The sequence below is a fragment of the Myceligenerans crystallogenes genome (assembly GCF_039529775.1).
Lineage (GTDB): Bacteria > Actinomycetota > Actinomycetes > Actinomycetales > Cellulomonadaceae > Myceligenerans > Myceligenerans crystallogenes.
Genome location: NZ_BAAANL010000001.1, coordinates 361,509 through 377,142, shown reverse-complemented (window position 1 = coordinate 377,142; position 15,634 = coordinate 361,509). Strand labels below are relative to the sequence as shown.

Sequence of the window (15,634 nt, the reverse complement as noted above, 5' to 3'; positions counted from 1 at the left end):
TCCAGCTACCTCTCAGACCCGCCGAATCCTCGCAGAGTCCGGGTGAATCTCGATCAGTTTCACCAGATCCCCTCAAACTTCAGGGTCACACCGTCCCCGAGGTCGACGACGTCGCCGTCGGCGATGATCTCCTTCTCGTTCGGGTGGAGGCGCCGGGGCGGCTGGCCCGGGCGCATCAGCGTGGTGCCGTTGGTCGTCGCGAGGTCCGAGACCAGCACCTGCCACTCCTCCAGCGAGACCTCGAGGTGCGACCGGGAGATGTCCTGGTTGGGGCTGGACACCGTGACCAGCCGCGGCATCCCGGAGGCCGACGTCGTCGACGTGCGCGGGCGGCGGCCCACGATGACCGCCCGGTCGAGCTCGACCACCTGCTCGCCGCGCGGCCCCGCGGCGCCCGCCTGCGCGGAGCCGGTGCTCACCACGAGCCGCCCGAGGGCGGGGCGCGGCGCGGGCGCCGGCTCCCCCGACAGGTCGTCGCCGCAGGTGCGGCAGGTCGGCCGCGAGGGCGGGTTCGCGTGTCCGTTGGGGCAGGTGACGGCCAGGATCTCCGGGCCCGTTCCGGCGGCCGACGCCGTCGGCGCGGGCGTGCCGCCCGTACCCGGCGCCGGTGTGCCGCCCGCGCCCGGCGCCGCCTGGCCGAGGCCCCCGGCGCGCCGCAGGTCCGCGAGGTCGGACTGCATGACGGTGTGGCCGTCGTGGTCGTCCGGCTCGTCGCCCGTGGGCGCGATGGTCTCCTGCGCGGACGCCTCGGCGCCGATCGAGGCCGCGCGGTGCGCCGCCGCGGGCGTGCCGCCCGGAGCGGCCGGGGACGGGCCTGGGAAGCCGCCGGGCACGGCTGAGATCAGGCCGGGGGCCTCGTCGGCGGCGGGCGGTGCGGGCGGTCCGGGAGCCGGGGGCGGCGGCACCGCGGCGGCGGGCTTGCCGGGCTCCTTGGCCGCGGGCTCGTCCTCCTCGTCCTCCTCCGGGGCGCGCACCGCGGCGTCCTCGACGCTGCGCATGATCGTCTCGCCGAACAGGTGCTCGTACTCGTCGTCGCCGCCGCCGATCTGGGTGGTTTCCGGCACGGGGCTGCCGGACGACGCCGGGCCCGGCAAGGCCGTGGCGCCCGCCGCGCCGAAGGCCGGGCCGGCCGGTTCCGGCGCCGCGGCGCCGGACGGGGCGTCCGTGTGCCGTCCGGCCACGGGCGGAGCGGGGACGGGCGGGACGTCCTCGGCGGCCGGGGTTGACCCGAACGTCGCGAACTCGCCGAGCGTTCCGCCGGGGGCCGCCGCCGGCCCGGCGTCGTCGGCTCCCTCGACCAGGACCCGGCGGACCGAGCCCGCCGCCACCACCGCGGACTCGACCGGGAACCCGTCACCGGACCCGGACGCGGGCGCGGTGCCGTCCGCGACCGAGACCACGAACGACGTCGGCTCCTCGATCACGCGCTCGGACCACGACACGACGTCCTGACCGGACACCGGGACGGGGCCGCCCGCCGTGGCCACGGTCACGTCCAGGCCCGCGCCGCGCACCGCCACGTGCGCGCTGCCCGACCTCTGGACGGAGACCACGGCGAACGGCGGCACGGCGCGCAGCCCGCCCTCGCGGGAGGTCAGCACCCCGAGGGCCGCGGCGACGCCGTCGGACGCGTCGCCGAGCTCCGTCCACAGGGCCCGGAGCAGGGTGTCGTCGACCTTGGCCCCGGGCAGGACCACGACGGTCTCGCCACGGATCACGGCGCGGGCGGATCCCTCGGTGTAGTGCACAGTCATCTCGGTCCCTCCGGCGGGCTCAGCCGCCGTTCCGTGGTTGCGTGTCTTCCAGCTGTCGTAGTCCGCCCGGCACGATGTCCGTGGCGCGGTCGGCCGTGTCGCCGTGGTTGTCGCTCGGCACTCCGGTCACATCCACGACGAGCACCGTCACATTGTCCCGGCCGCCCGCCTCGAGGGCGGCGTCGACCAGTTCCTGGGCGGCGTTCCCGGGATCGGGACAGGCGAGCAGGATCTCGCGGATCCTGTCGTCGTCGACCTCGGCGGTCAGCCCGTCGGAGCAGACGAGGATGCGCTCGTGCGCCTCGACGGGAATGTACCGGAAGTCGGCGTCGAGTTCGTCGGGCCCCCCGAGCGCCCTGGTGATGACGTTGCGCCGGGGGTGGTGCCGCGCCTCCTCCGCGGTGAGCATGCCGGCGTCGATCAGCTCCTGGACCTCGGAGTGGTCGACGCTCATCTGCTCGAGCTCGCCGTTGGACAGCAGGTAGGTGCGCGAGTCGCCGACGTTGATGATCAGCCAGTAGGGCACGCCGTCGACGTAGGCGAGCACCGCGCCCGTGAGCGTGGTGCCCGCGCCCCGCCCCTTGGGGCCGGTCTCGATCGCGCGGACCTCCTTCTGGGCCACGTCCACGAGGACGTCGACCAGCTCGGGCTCGATCGTCTCGGCCTCGAGCAGGAAGCTCAGCGCGCCGAGCGCCGTGGCCGAGGCGATGTCCCCGGCGTCGTGCCCGCCCATGCCGTCGGCGACGAGGAACACGCCGTTCTCGGCGAGGTAGGCGTCCTCGTTGACCTTTCGCCGGCGGCCGCGGTCGGAGGCGGCCCCCCACATCAGCGAAGGGCGGTCGGGAGAGTTCACGCCGTCGTCCCCGATCCGGGCCGGACCACGACCTTGCGGTCGCCGAAGTGGATCGTCGACCCCACCGGGACGCGCACGCGCGCGCCCGCCTCCGCGACGCGCGGGGGCAGGCCCGGGACCGAGACCACGGTGCCGTTGGTCGACCCGCGGTCCGTGAGCCACAGGCCCGCCGAGTCCACGCCGAGCTCGGCGTGGTTCTTGGACACCGAGCGCATCGGATCCGGGATCTGGACGAGGTTCACGCCCGTGCTGCCCGGCGCCGAGGGGTTCCGGCCCACGAGCGTGGGCCCGTCCACCCGCACCTGCTCGCCGGACTCCAGCGCCAGGACGACGCCGGCGACCGGCGGCGGGTCCATCGCGCCGCTGCCGACAGCCGCCTGCATGCGCGTGGCGCCCGACGCGGGCTCGATCCGCGTCTCGTCCGGGTCCGGGCCGGACGGCGTCCCCGCCGGCATCGCGGCGTGGCGGCCGGACGGGGTCTGGTCCTGGACGGGCGGGGCCGGGTACGGCTGGTGGGCCTGCTGCGCCGGGGTCAGCTCGTCGAAGCTCACGGCCCGGGTGGGCTGGGATTCCCGCTGCCGCGGCTGGGAGACCGGCGGGTACGGCGACGTCTCCAGGACGGGGTGTTCGGGGATCGTGTTCGCGGCCGTCAGCGGCGGCGGGGTGTTCGGCGTCGCGGGCGGCGAGGGCGTGGCCGACGACGTCGGGGGGAAGGGGGACGGCGCCGCGGACGACACGGGCGGGAACGGGTTCGGGGCCGACGGCGCGACGCCGCCCGCCTGCTGGGCGGGCGGCTGGACGGGCGGGAACTGCCCGCTCTGCGGGAACTGCCCCGGCTGCTGCCCGGGCTGCGGGCCGCCGGGCGTCCCGGCCCCGCCGCCGGCCGGGCCCCCCGGCGACGAGCCGGGCACGTCGGTGATCAGGCCCGCACCGGCCGCCGGCTCCCCCAACCTCGGGAACGACCACGGATCGGGGGCGGCGGCCGAACCGTCGGGCGTGAACGACGCGGGCGCCTGCGCGGCGGGCTGCTGGTACGGCGCCGGCTCGCCGGGCTGCTGCCCGGACGCGGCCGGGTACTGGCCGGACCCGGCCGGGTACTGGCCGGACGCCGCCGCCGCGTTGCTGTACGCCTGCCCGGCGGCACGCAGGGCGCCCGGGCTGGCGGTGCCGCTCGCGGCCGCGAGCTGCCCCTGGACCGGGGCGGGCGCGGGCAGGCCCGTGGCGGAGGTGACCTGGCGCGCCTCCGGGTGGAAGCCGGCCACCTCGGGCGCGGGCTTCCTCGTCGCGTCGACGACGACGGCGTTCGCCGCCTTGTCGTGCCAGCCCTGCTTGCGCCCGCTGTTGTCGAACAAGGGGCTGAGGAGCATCAGGATCGGCCCCACGCCCGGCACGATGTTGCTCACGCCGATCAGGAACGGGCGCAGGAACGCCCGCCCGAAGCCGATCGGGCCGAGGCCGCGGGCCGCGACCGTGCGGATCCCGAGGGCGAGGTTGCCCAGGGTCTTGCCGGACTTCCCCTCCCAGACCCACATCGAGATGCTCCAGGCGAGCATCAGGACGAGCCCGATGCCCAGCCCCACCATCCAGGTGGTGACCATCGCCTGGGCCTCGGTCGCGCTGACGGAGGTCTCGCCCGCGGGCGGCTGCGCCATCGCGAGCGCGATCCCGTAGGGGATCCCGAACAGGAGGCCGCTCACCGCGCCGTCGATCAGGTACGCGACGATCCGCTTGCCGACGTGCGCGTACACGGCCTCGGGCGCGGCGGCAGGGGCAGCCGGACGCACCGGGACGAGGGTCCCGGTGTGGAAGTCCTCCTCGATCCGGCTGGGCTGGTGGTACGGGATGTCAGCACCCTGGCTCCCGTAGCTCCCGGCCTGCTGCTGGACAGCACTCTGCGGCCCTTGCTCCTGCGCGACCACGGGCCTGCCCGTGCGCGGGAACTCGCGTCCGCACACGCCGCAGTACTGCGTCCCCGCAGGCTGCCGCGACATGCACCCGCCGCACACCACGTCCGTCATCGTTTCTCCTTCGGGCCTCGCCTCACCAGGTCAGCGCACGCGGCGAGGAACCCGCGTCCGCCCGCCATCCGCGCGCGGACGCTCCGCAGCGACAACGCCGCGGCGATCCTCTGCCGGGTGTTCACGGACGAGCGTAGGCCCCCGATGACCGTGTCCACCTCCTTCCAGAAGGAGTCGACCTCGGCCTGGGACGGCTGCCGCCCGCTGAACACCGTGGCGTCCGCCTGGTGCGCGAGCATCAGTGTGCCTGGCGTCTCGTGCTTTGTCGCTATAAGGCCAGCACCTTCACGGCGTGTCGCCGATCGGGGCACGGACGTCCCCAGATCGGTCACGACATCGACCACCTCGTGCCAGCCGCCGCTGAACCGGTCGGAGAGCTCCTCGGCGTTGCGCCGCCGGGTCCGGCGGCGCGCCTTGTAGGCGAGGATGACCAGGATCGGCAGCAGGACCAGGATCAGCGGGATCGCCACCGCGAGCAGGATCACCAGCAGCTTGCCCCAGTCGAAACCGTCGTTGTCGGCCTCGTCCTGCTCGTCGTCCTCGACGCTCCCGGCCTTGTTCTGCTCGGGTTCCTCCGGCGGCTCCGGCTCCTCGAGGACCGGGGGCTTGGGGACGTCCTTGGTCTGCGGCTGCGGCTGGACCTTGGTGTCCTCGTCGGGGTTGACGTCGACCGGCACCCAGCCGTACTCCTCGAACGGCACCTCGATCCACGCGTGCACGTCCGAGCCGAGGACGGTCCACTCCTCGCCGGCGGGACGCTCCTCGCTCTCGTCGTCCTCGCGGAAGCCCATGACCACGCGGGCCGGGATGCCGGCCTGGCGGGCCATCAGCGCGAACGCGGTGGCGAACTGCTCCTCCTCGCCGATCATGTCCTCGTCGTCGAGCATCGAGTCCAGGCGTTCGGCGGCGTGTCCCGGGCGCGCCGGGGCGGCGCCCTCGGAGCCCGTCGCCAGGATCCCGGCGGCCTCGAGCGCGTCACGGATGAGGAACAGCTTCTCGGCCTGGTCGGTCTTGTCGCCGATGAACTGGGCCGTCTTCGGCGCGATCTGCCCCGGCAGCGCCGTCTTCTCGGTGGCCGGGAGATCGACCTCGGCGATCGTGGCGTCCTTCAGGTCCTCCTCCGAGGGAGGCGCGGTGAGCAATGTCTCGAGCGTGTAGGTGTCGCCCGGCTCGAGCCCCGACAGCGCGACCGCGGTCTCGGTCTCCTTGTTGTAGTACGTACCGAGCGACTGCTCCGACCCGCGCGGGCCCGTCCAGTGCACGCCCGTCAGATCGCCGACCGCCGGCACCCAGACGTCGTCGTACCCGACCGAGGTGACCTCGATGGTGGCCGGGGTGCCCTCGGCCTGGGTGACGATCTGCTCGCCGACCCGGGAGAAGGTACCGGTGGCGCCGCCCTTGCCGGTGGCGTCGTAGACCACGCCGTCGTACTGGTCGAGCGTGGCGAGGCGGACCCGGGCCATCTCCGGCAGGCCGGTGATCCGCAGGATCTCCGCCTCCTTGGCGTCCTCGCTGTAGTACCGGAACGAGGAGAGCGGTGTCGCGAACTCGTGCATGTCGAGCGGCGGCACGATCTCCTCGCGCAGCACCACGCGCTCGCCGCCGGGCAGCAGCGCGGGACCGGCGAAGCCGGCCGCGAGGGCGGCGACGCCGAGGATGACCGCGCCCGTGCGCACCCGGTACCAGGTGAGGCGGCGGGTGGCCTCGCGGCTCTGCTCCGTGCTGATCGAGTGCGTGCCGACGCGGGCGCCCATCGCGCGCACGCCGCCCCACAGCAGGCCGATGATCGCGATGGCCAGACCCTGCACGACCGGCAGGGCGACGTCGAGCGTGCCCATCAGGATGACGCCGGCGAACCCGAGGACGATCGGCACGAGCGCCCACGACGCGTACCGCGCGCGCAGCGCGATGCTCCCCGCCACGAGCGCGATCAGCAACATCATGAGGTAGGGGACGACGGCGAGCTCCGGGAACGAGGCCAGCGGGGGAACCGTCGTCACGAACGACTTCCAGCCCTGCACCGCCCCGAGCAGCAGCTCACGCAGCGTCGTCAGGCTCGGGATCACCCCGGCGATCGCGTCGCGCGGCAGCGCCAGCGCGGCGCCGAACAGCAGGTAGCCGACGACGGCGAGGGCGGCCACCGTCACGGCGGGCCAGCGGCGCCAGGCGCACAGCCAGGCGATGGCCAGACCGAGCACCGTGCCGCCCACGGTGGGGATCAGGTAGCCGGGCGTGCCCCACACCGGGGCGAAGCCGATGACGATCGCACCGCACATGAGCGCGACGGCGCCCAGGTCGAACCAGGCGCCCCTGGTCAGGGCGCGCGGACGGCTGGCGGCGTAGTTCCGCGTCGTGCCGCCGTCGCGGGTGCTCGAACCGGTGAGGCCGCTCGGCCGGCTGCCGTCCGGGCTGATCCCGCGGCGCGCACCGCCGCGAGTGGTCTCCTCGTAACTCATCCGTCACTCATCTTTCGCAGTGCGAGCGGGAGGTCGCCGAGCTTGCCGAGCGTGAGCACGCCCAGTTCGGCGATCGCGTGCCGCGACAGGGACGCCCCGGGCACGCACTGGATGGCCATCACCTGCACGCCCGCGGGCAGGCGCGCCGACGCCGAACGCAGCTCGGTCGGCGTGACCAGGCTGCCCGTGATGAACGACATCACGGAGGCGTCGTTGACCGTGGTGCCCGCGATCCGGGCGAGGTCCGCGAGCGTCGACCTCGTGGAGCTCAGCTCGATGCGGGACAGGTCGTCCAGGAGGCGCGTGCGGTGGTCGCCGCGGAGGTTCCCGGTGTCGTTCACCATGACGGTGACGCCGCGGTCCTCGCGGATCGCCTGGAGACCGAGCGAGCCGCAGACGCTGACGGCGAGCTCGAACTCCTCCTCGCTCGCGTAGTCCTCGGCGCGCGTGCTGAGCAGTACTGCCAGGTGGGACCGCCGGGTCTCCTCGAACTGGCGCACCATGAGCTGGCCCGTGCGGGCGGTCGTCTTCCAGTGGATGTGGCGCCGGTCGTCGCCGGGCACGTAGTTGCGCAGCGCGTGGAACGACACGTCCGAGTTGGAGATGTCGGTCGTGACGCGGCCCTCGAGGTCCTTGAAGAAGCCGGTGTTGGAGCCCATCAGGTTCTTCACCTGCGGGTGCACGAACAGCTCCTCGGGCTCCGTCCAGACGACCTCGCGGCGCAGCAGGCCGAGCGGGTCGGCGCGCACGGACTTCACCGGGCCCACCGAGATGACGGAGCGGCGCCGGGTCGGGATCGTGAAGATCTCCTCGTGCGCCCCGCCCGCCTTGAGGCGCGGCACCGGGAAGGCGGCGGTACCCGTGCCCACCGGCAGCTCCATCACCGACGGCAGCACCGCGCGGCCGGAGTCGTTGCGCACGTCGAGGCGCCCCACGGCGCGGTCGCCGACGGTGACGCGGCGCTGGGCGAGGTCGAGCACCACGGTGTAGCGGAACCTGCCCAGCACGAACACGGTCGCCGCGACGAGGGTCACGGTCAGCAGCACCGCCACGATCAGCACCTCGACCCAGCTGAAGGTCAGGCCCGCGATCCAGGCGGCCACGGCCACGACCAGCACCGCGACGCCGAAGCCGCTGAAGGCCGCGGCCGCGAGCCAGCCGCGGCGCACGGCACGCCGGGCCTCCAGGCCGCGGTCCCGCGCCGGCCCCCGGCCCGCGGTGGTCCGTGCCTTGCCCTTGCCCGGCGGCGACGTCGTGGGAGTGGTGACGGGCGGCCGGGTCGCCGTCGTCGTCATGCGGAGACACGCTCCTGCGGCGCGGCGACGTCGGACAGGATGCGGGCGAGGATGATGTCGGGCTGCGCGCCGGCGAACTCGGCCTCGGGGTCGAGCACGAAGCGGTGCGCCCAGACCGGCTGCGCGAGGTCCTTGACGTCGTCGGGCAGCACGTAGTTGCGGCCGTGCGCGGCCGCCCACACCTTGCAGCAGCGCACGAGCGCGAGGGCGCCACGGACGGAGACGCCGACGCGCACCTCGGCCGCGTTGCGGGTCTCCTCGGCGAGGCGCGACACGTACTCCAGCACCGCGGTGTCGGAGTAGACCGTGTGGGCCAGCGCGGACATCTCCGTGACGGCCTTGGTGGTGATGAGGGGCTGCAGGGACTTGCTGCGGTCACGGACCGAGGCGCCGCCGAGGATCTCGACCGTGGAGGCGTGGTCCGGGTACCCGACCGACGTCTTCATCAGGAAGCGGTCCAGCTGCGCCTCCGGCAGGCGGTAGGTGCCCGCCTGCTCGATCGGGTTCTGCGTCGCGATGACCATGAACGGGGCGCCCACGCTGTGCTGGATGCCGTCGACGGTGACCTGGCCCTCCTCCATGACCTCCAGGAGCGCGGACTGGGTCTTGGGCGAGGCGCGGTTGATCTCGTCGGCCAGCACGATCGACGCGAAGATCGGGCCCTTGTGGAAGTCGAACTTCCCGGTCTTCTGGTCGTAGATCGTCACGCCGGTGACGTCGGAGGGCAGCAGGTCCGGGGTGAACTGGACGCGGCTGTTCGAGCCCTGTACCGAGGCCGCGATCGCACGCGCCATCGCCGTCTTGCCGGTGCCCGGGGCGTCCTCCAGCAGCAGGTGCCCTTCGGCGAGCATGCAGGTCAGCGCCAGGCGGATGACCTGGGACTTGCCGAGCACGGCCAGTCCGACGTTGCCGACCAGACGGTCGAACGTCTGCGCGAACCAGGCCGCCTGCTCGGGGGTCATCGTGCTGCTCATGTGTTCTTACCTTCTCTTCAGCCTTCTCGTTGCCAATGAAACTTTCGGGTGCGCTTGCCGCGCTGTTGTCACGGATGACCGGCTACCACGTTGTCCCGTCGTACAACTCACCGTCGATCCGCGCTGCGACCTGGGTGCCCGGGTAGCCGTAGAAGCAGTACAGCTGGATCGAGCCGTTGCCGCCGAAGTTCAGCGTCTGTCCCTCACCAGGGCCGACGATGTTGTGCCAGCCGCTCGTGTCCGGATTGGTGCCGGACCAGCATTCCACCCGGTGGCTTCCGCCGGGGAAGTCGCTGTAGTTGAGCTTGAAGTAGGCGCACGACGAGTGCGAGCAGTCGCCGTTGTTCACGGAGGACCCGTGTGACACCGTGGCCTTCGGGTCGGGCGGCGCGATCGTCGAGCCCGATGCGGCCACGTAGCTGCCGCACCCGGCCGCGTTGCACGCGCGCGCCTCCAGCGTGTAGCTCTTGCTGTAGCCGCCCCGCACGCCGACGTCGAACGGCCAGGCCGTGCGCGTCCCGGAGTTGCTCTCCGAGCCGGACAGCCGCCACTCGATGCGCTGCACCGGGCGCCCGCCGTCGGAGCCGGGCCCGCGCACCGTGAAGTGCCCGCCCTGCCCGTCGGCCGACCGGTGCCAGGTCGCACCCGGGGTGCCCGGGACGGTGTACGGCACGACGGCGTTGGACTCGCCCGACCACTCGGAGCAGGCGTTCTTGTCGTTGCACGCCCGGATGCTGAACGTGTACGACTGCCCGTTCGTCAGCCCGCCGTAGGTGTACGACAGGGCCGCACCCGCGTTCACGGCGACGCCCTGGTTCGCCCTGACCTCGTACCGGCCGCCGGTGCCGCGGAAGTCGCCGATCCCGGTCCAGCTCACGTCCGCCTGGCCGCTGGTGTTGCTGCCGAGAGCGGCCACCGGCGCCGCGGGGCGGTCCGGCGTCCCGAACGGCTGCACGGGGGCCGACTCGGCGCCCGCCGGCGACTTCCCGGCCTTGTTCTCCGCCGTGACCCGGAAGGTGTACGACTTCGCCGTGTCCAGGTTCTCCACGACCTGCGAGAGCCCGGCCACCTCCATCGTCCGGACCGTCGCCCCGCCCTCGAGCACCTCGAGGTAGTAGAGCTTCACCGCGTCGCCGTTGTCCTCCGGCGCCGTCCAGCGCACGTCGACCTGGCCGCCCAGCGCGGTCTCCACGCGGGTCGCGGTCGGCGCCGCCGGCGCGTCCGGGGGCCCGGCGGGGACCTCGGGCGCGGACGGCTCGGACCACTCCGACGGGTCCGGCGCCTTGTTCAGCGCCTGCACCCGCACCGTGTACGCGGTGCCGTTCGCGAGCCCCTCCCAGACCACGGACGTGCCCGGCTGGCACTCCTTCTGGAAGGACCCGTCCGGCGCGGCCGGGGAGAGCTCCAGGTTGACGCAGTCGATCGGCGACCGGTCCGTGTAGGTCCGGTTCGTCCACGTGACCGTGAGCTGCTGGTCACCGAACTTGAGCGTCGGCGGGGCCGGCTGCTCGGGCTTCTGGTCCGGGCGCGCCTCCTGCGAGGCCGGGGACGCCTCGGACAGCCCGACCTCGTTCTCCGCCTGCACCGTGAACGTGTAGGTCACGTTGTTGGTCAGGCCGTCGACGGTGCACGTCGTGCTCGCGCACGCGTGCTCGGTCCCCTTCGACGACGTCACGGTGTACCCGGTGATCGGCGCGCCGTTGTTGTTCGGCTCGTCCCAGGTCAGGACCACCGTCTCGGACCGCACCTCCTCGACGCGCGGGGCGCGCGGCGGCTCCGGCTTGCCGAGCACCGTCAGCTTGATCATGCCGTCGACGTGCCGGTCCGGATCCTCGGTGGCGTCCTGGACCGTGTACTTGACGCGCATCACGCCGTGGAAGTCCGGGCTCGGCGTCACCACCACCTGGTCGCCGCTGTAGACCGCCTCGCCGTTGCCGGTCTCGACCACGGCGGTCCCTACCAGCTCCAGCGGTTCCCCGTCGAACGGGGAGACGTCGTTCTGCAGCACGGAGACCGTCTCGGCGACGCCCTGGTGGGCGCCGTCCACGACGTCCTCGCCCACGGCCGCCAGGGGCCTGGTGGAGGCCACGACCCGGACCGTCAGCTCGCCCGCGACCGGGTCGGACGTGTCGTCCTGCACCGTGAACGCGATCTCCTGCGAGGTGCCCTTGGTGACCGACGGCTCGGCCTGCGCCGTGACCGTGCTGCCCCGCACCGTGGCCGCGATCCCCTCCCCGCCGCTCTTGGTGGCGAAGGTGAGCGGGTCGTTCTCCGGGTCCCGGACGTAGGCCGCCAGGTCCACGGCGCCCTCCTCGCCCTGCGGGATCTCCAGCACCGGCGACCCGACGATCCTCGGCTTCTGGTTCGTCGACGCCTCGACGTTGATCGGCAGCGTCAGCGTCGCCTTGCGGCCCTCCGGGTCGTCCGGTCCCGCGCCGTCGGTGACCTCGAAGCTCACCGACGCCGGGCCCACGTAGGCCTTCTCCGAGGTGTACTCCAGCCCGGTGCGCCCGGTGACCAGCACGGAACCCTCGACCGCGCTCACGGTGGACTCCTCGGTGATCCGCGGCTCCCTGCCCTCCTCGACGACCACGTACTTGGTCAGGTCGATCGCGAGCGGCTCGCCGGAGATCGCCTTGAGCGGGTCCAGCCCCGGCTTGAGGTGCGGCGTGAGCAGGTCCCCGGGGACCCGCACGAACGCGCTCGACTCCTGGCCGTCGAGGTCGGTCACGGTGTACGTGATGACCTGCAGCTTGCCGGTCACGGCGATCTCGATCCGGCCGTCCTCGGTGAGGGTGGCGCCGGCGGCGCGGCCCGGCAGGCTCACCTCGAGCTCCGAGGCCACGCCGTCCGGGTCCGAGTCGTTGGCCAGCACGTCGACGACCACCGAGTCCTGGCCGACGACGTCCGGGACCGCCAGCACGTCGTCGTTCGCCACGGGCGGCACCAGCGGCGCGTTGTCCGACACCTTGACGGTGATCGTGCCCTGCGCACGGGACTTGAAGGAGTCCTGGATCCCGTAGAAGAAGGGGTGCTCACCCTGATCGGACGGGGCCTTGACCACCACCTCGTCCTCGACGACCTTCGGGCTCATGTCGCGGGCCCCGCTGAACAGGGACTCCACCAGGCCGATCTCGTCGCCGTCCGGGTCGGAGTCGTTCGCCAGGGCGTCGATCCCGACCGTGCGCCCGGGGCGGACGAACGTGTGGTCGTCCTGGGCGACGGGCTTCTGGTTCGTCGCGGGCAGCGGCGCGATGCCCACCCGGACGGTGCCCTCGCCGACGGCGCCGCGGCTGTCGGTGGCGTTGTAGGTGAACGTGTCCGTGCCGACCGAGTCCTGGGAGGCCTCGAAGTCGATGAACCCGTCGGTCACGCGCGCCCGGCCGAGCGTGGGAGCGCCCGAGATGTCGGACAGCATGACGTAGTCGCCGTCCGGGTCCACGGCGTCGAGCGGCACGTCGATCCGCACCGTCCCGCCGGACAGGACGCGCGCGGTGACGTCGGGCAGCTGCGGCGCGTTGTTCTCGTCGTCCGCGCGGATGTTGATCGTGATCTGCGCCGAGTCACGCTGGCCGTTCGGATCGGTCACCTCGTAGACCGCGTGGGCCACGCCCTCGCGGGTGCCCGCCTTGAAGCGGACCACCTCCTCGGAGACGAACGCCTCCCCGAGCGCGGCCTCCGGCCGCTCCACGAGCTCCTTGTTCAGCTCCACCGGCAGGCCGTCCGGGTGCGAGTCGTTCTTCAGCACCGGGATCGTGACGGTGTCGCCCACGTGCACGTCGACCTCGTCCGCGCCCGCCTCCGGCGGCCGCAGCCGGTCCGACGCCGGGATCGGCACCACGTGCACCTGCCCGTTGGCCGTCTCCGAGCCGTTCGACACGGTGTACCCGATCACCACGGGGCCCTCGAGCCGCTGGTTCTCGGTGATCTTCAGGACGTGGTGGTCGAGCGTCGCGACCGTGAGCCCGGAGTCCTCGGGGACGTCGATCGACTGCACGACCAGCACGCCGCCCGCGGGGTCGGTGTCGTTGGCGAGCACGTCCACCAGGCCCTCGCCGCCCTTCGGCAGCAGCACCTGGTCCGAGACGGCCACCGGCCGGCCCGCGTCGCTCGGCGGTTCGACGACGTCGACCCGCACCAGGCCGGTCGCGGCCGCGGAGCCGCCCGCCACCCTGTAGGTGATGTCGTACGAGCCGGGCTTCTCGCTCTCGAACCGGTAGGTGCCCGCCGTGTAGTTGGGCGTGATCTCGGCGGGGGAGGCCGGGCCGACGTCGACCAGGCGCAGCCGGTCGCCGTTCGGGTCGGAGTCGTTCCGCAGCGGGCGCACCGTGACCGGCTCGCCCGCCAGGGTCGTCACGTGATCCTGTACCGCCACGGGCGGCTGGTCGTCGGCGACGACGTCGACCTTGAGCGTCCCCTCGACGAGTTCCTTGCCGTCCGACACCGTCACGTCCACGATCTTGTGGCCCGTGGCCCCGCCGCCGTCGAGGAACTCGATGGTGCCGTCCGGGCGCGAGCGCACCTCGTCGCTGCTGTCCGCCGTGGTCGCCGTCGACAGCAGCAGGTTGTCGCCGTCCGGGTCCTTGAAGAAGGGCAGCAGCCGTATCTTCGCCGTGCCGCCCTGGGCGACCTTGAGCACCGGCATGCTGTTCTCGGACACCGGGACCGGGGCCTCGTTCTCCGCCGGCGGCCGCACCTTGAGGACCACGTTCGCCTGCGCGGTACCGCCCTCGCGACCGTCGTCCACCTCGTAGCGGAAGGTGACCGTCCCCGAGGCGCCGGCGGGGATGTCCGCCTGCAGCGCCTTGCCGTTGAGCACCCGGTCCACCCGGATGCCCGAGGACTCGTCCGGCGCCTGGGCCACCGAGACCGTCATGACGTCGCCGTCCGGGTCGATGTCGTTGCCGAGCACGTCGAGCACCGTCGTGCGGCCCGGCCGCACGCCCAGCGCGTCGTCGTTGGGCTCCGGCGCCTTGTTCGGCTGGTCACGGTCGGCGACCACCTGGTCGACCTGCTCGTAGACGGTCTGCTCGGACTCGGTCTTCTCGCCCTTGTCCTCGTCCTTCCACTTCAGCTCCCAGTCATCCACCTTGCGGAAGTCCTCGGTGGGGAGCCAGAGGGTCCCGCCGAACACGTCGTTGAGGATGATCCGGTCCCGGTTGACGCGGTACTGCAGCACGGCGTTGTCGGACAGCCCGGGCAGGGTCTGCCGGTCGTCCGCGTCCGTTCCCGGGCAGTCCCGGACCACCTCACCGGTGCCCGACCACGCCCCGTAGACGCACCCGGCGAGCTGCGCCGGGGCGGCCGCGTCGCCGGACGCGCGCTGCGTGAGCGCCTCGCCGCCGGCGAGCGGCTGCACGACCAGCGACTCGCGGGTGGCCACCGCCACGTCCTCGGCGGGTCCGGACGGGAGCTGCAGCTGCGCCTCGGCGAGCCCGTCGAGCTGCACCCGCTCACCGCCCGGGAGGACGAGGTTCTCCGTGCTGCGGTCCAGGATCACGGGCTGGTCCCCCACCGCGGTGAGCTGGAAGTCCGCGTCCTCCTGGAGCGTCAGCCGCTCGGTGGTCAGCTCCCCGGGTGCGCCGTGGCCGGAGGTCGGCACGCGGTGCAGTTCGCCCGTCACCGGCGTCGCGACCCAGACCGTGCCGTCGGTGCCGACCACCATCCGGCCGTCCTTGCCGAGCTCCGCGGTGGGCTTGAGCTTCTCCTCGTCGAACGAGCGCGCGCCGTCGAACGGCAGCACCCAGAGCTTCCCGGTGTCGTGGTCGTACACGGCCGTGGCGGCACCGCCCGACGCGACCTGCGCCCCGGCCGGCAGCGCCAGGGCCCCGTCGGCCTGCAGATGCGCCGGATCGACGGGGCTGGCCTCGCTGTTGGCCGTGTTCTCCAGCAGCACCCGGCCGCCGTCCTGCGACACGTCGAACGCGGTCGAGTTCGCGTTCATGATGCCGTCGAGGGTCCCGGCCTCGAAGTTGAACCGGCCCAGCTCGCCGCTGCTCGTCTTGGTGACCCAGACCCCCGAGTCGTGCAGGACGACGTCGGCCGTGGCCTCGCCGTCGTACCAGAGCGCGAGCCCCGCCACGGCACCCGCGAAGACGGTGACAACGGTGCCGGACGCGATGGCGCGCCGGTTGTCCTTGAGCCATGACGCCAGGGCCACGGGGCTCCTCCTCGGGGGGTCGGGACTGCGGGATTCAGGTCTTGGGTCTTGTACTGATGGTTAGCTCAGTCGCGGGCCAACGGTACAAGGAGCCACTGACACGCGGACAGCGCCGCAGGTGGGG

Annotated in this window: 7 protein-coding genes; all 7 read right to left on the bottom strand. The window is 73.0% G+C overall.

What is annotated here, in order from left to right; all coding sequences use genetic code 11:
- Window positions 1-59: 59 nt before the first annotated feature.
- The gene (locus ABD208_RS01470) at window positions 60-1,754 is read right to left on the bottom strand and encodes an FHA domain-containing protein (protein ID WP_344098891.1); all 1,695 of its coding nucleotides are present in this window, start codon (window positions 1,752-1,754) and stop codon (window positions 60-62) included.
- Between the two features lie 19 nt (window positions 1,755-1,773).
- On the bottom strand, window positions 1,774-2,607 hold the full coding sequence (locus ABD208_RS01465; protein WP_344098890.1) for a PP2C family protein-serine/threonine phosphatase: 834 nt from the start codon (window positions 2,605-2,607) through the stop codon (window positions 1,774-1,776).
- Window positions 2,604-4,625 (bottom strand): RDD family protein, encoded by a 2,022-nt coding sequence (locus ABD208_RS01460; protein WP_344098889.1) that lies wholly within the window; start codon window positions 4,623-4,625, stop codon window positions 2,604-2,606. Before ABD208_RS01460 ends, ABD208_RS01465 begins: the two co-directional genes overlap by 4 nt.
- Window positions 4,622-7,081, bottom strand: a complete 2,460-nt coding sequence (locus ABD208_RS01455; RefSeq protein WP_344098888.1) for a transglutaminase TgpA family protein — start codon at window positions 7,079-7,081, stop codon at window positions 4,622-4,624. The genes ABD208_RS01460 and ABD208_RS01455 overlap by 4 nt, the downstream gene beginning before the upstream one ends.
- Complete coding sequence (locus ABD208_RS01450) at window positions 7,078-8,376, bottom strand: DUF58 domain-containing protein (RefSeq protein WP_344098887.1); 1,299 nt, start codon at window positions 8,374-8,376, stop codon at window positions 7,078-7,080. Before ABD208_RS01450 ends, ABD208_RS01455 begins: the two co-directional genes overlap by 4 nt.
- Complete coding sequence (locus ABD208_RS01445; RefSeq protein WP_344098886.1) at window positions 8,373-9,350, bottom strand: AAA family ATPase; 978 nt, start codon at window positions 9,348-9,350, stop codon at window positions 8,373-8,375. Before ABD208_RS01445 ends, ABD208_RS01450 begins: the two co-directional genes overlap by 4 nt.
- An 82-nt stretch (window positions 9,351-9,432) precedes the next feature.
- On the bottom strand, window positions 9,433-15,510 hold the full coding sequence (locus ABD208_RS01440; protein WP_344098885.1) for an Ig-like domain-containing protein: 6,078 nt from the start codon (window positions 15,508-15,510) through the stop codon (window positions 9,433-9,435).
- Between the last annotated feature and the right edge of the window lie 124 nt (window positions 15,511-15,634).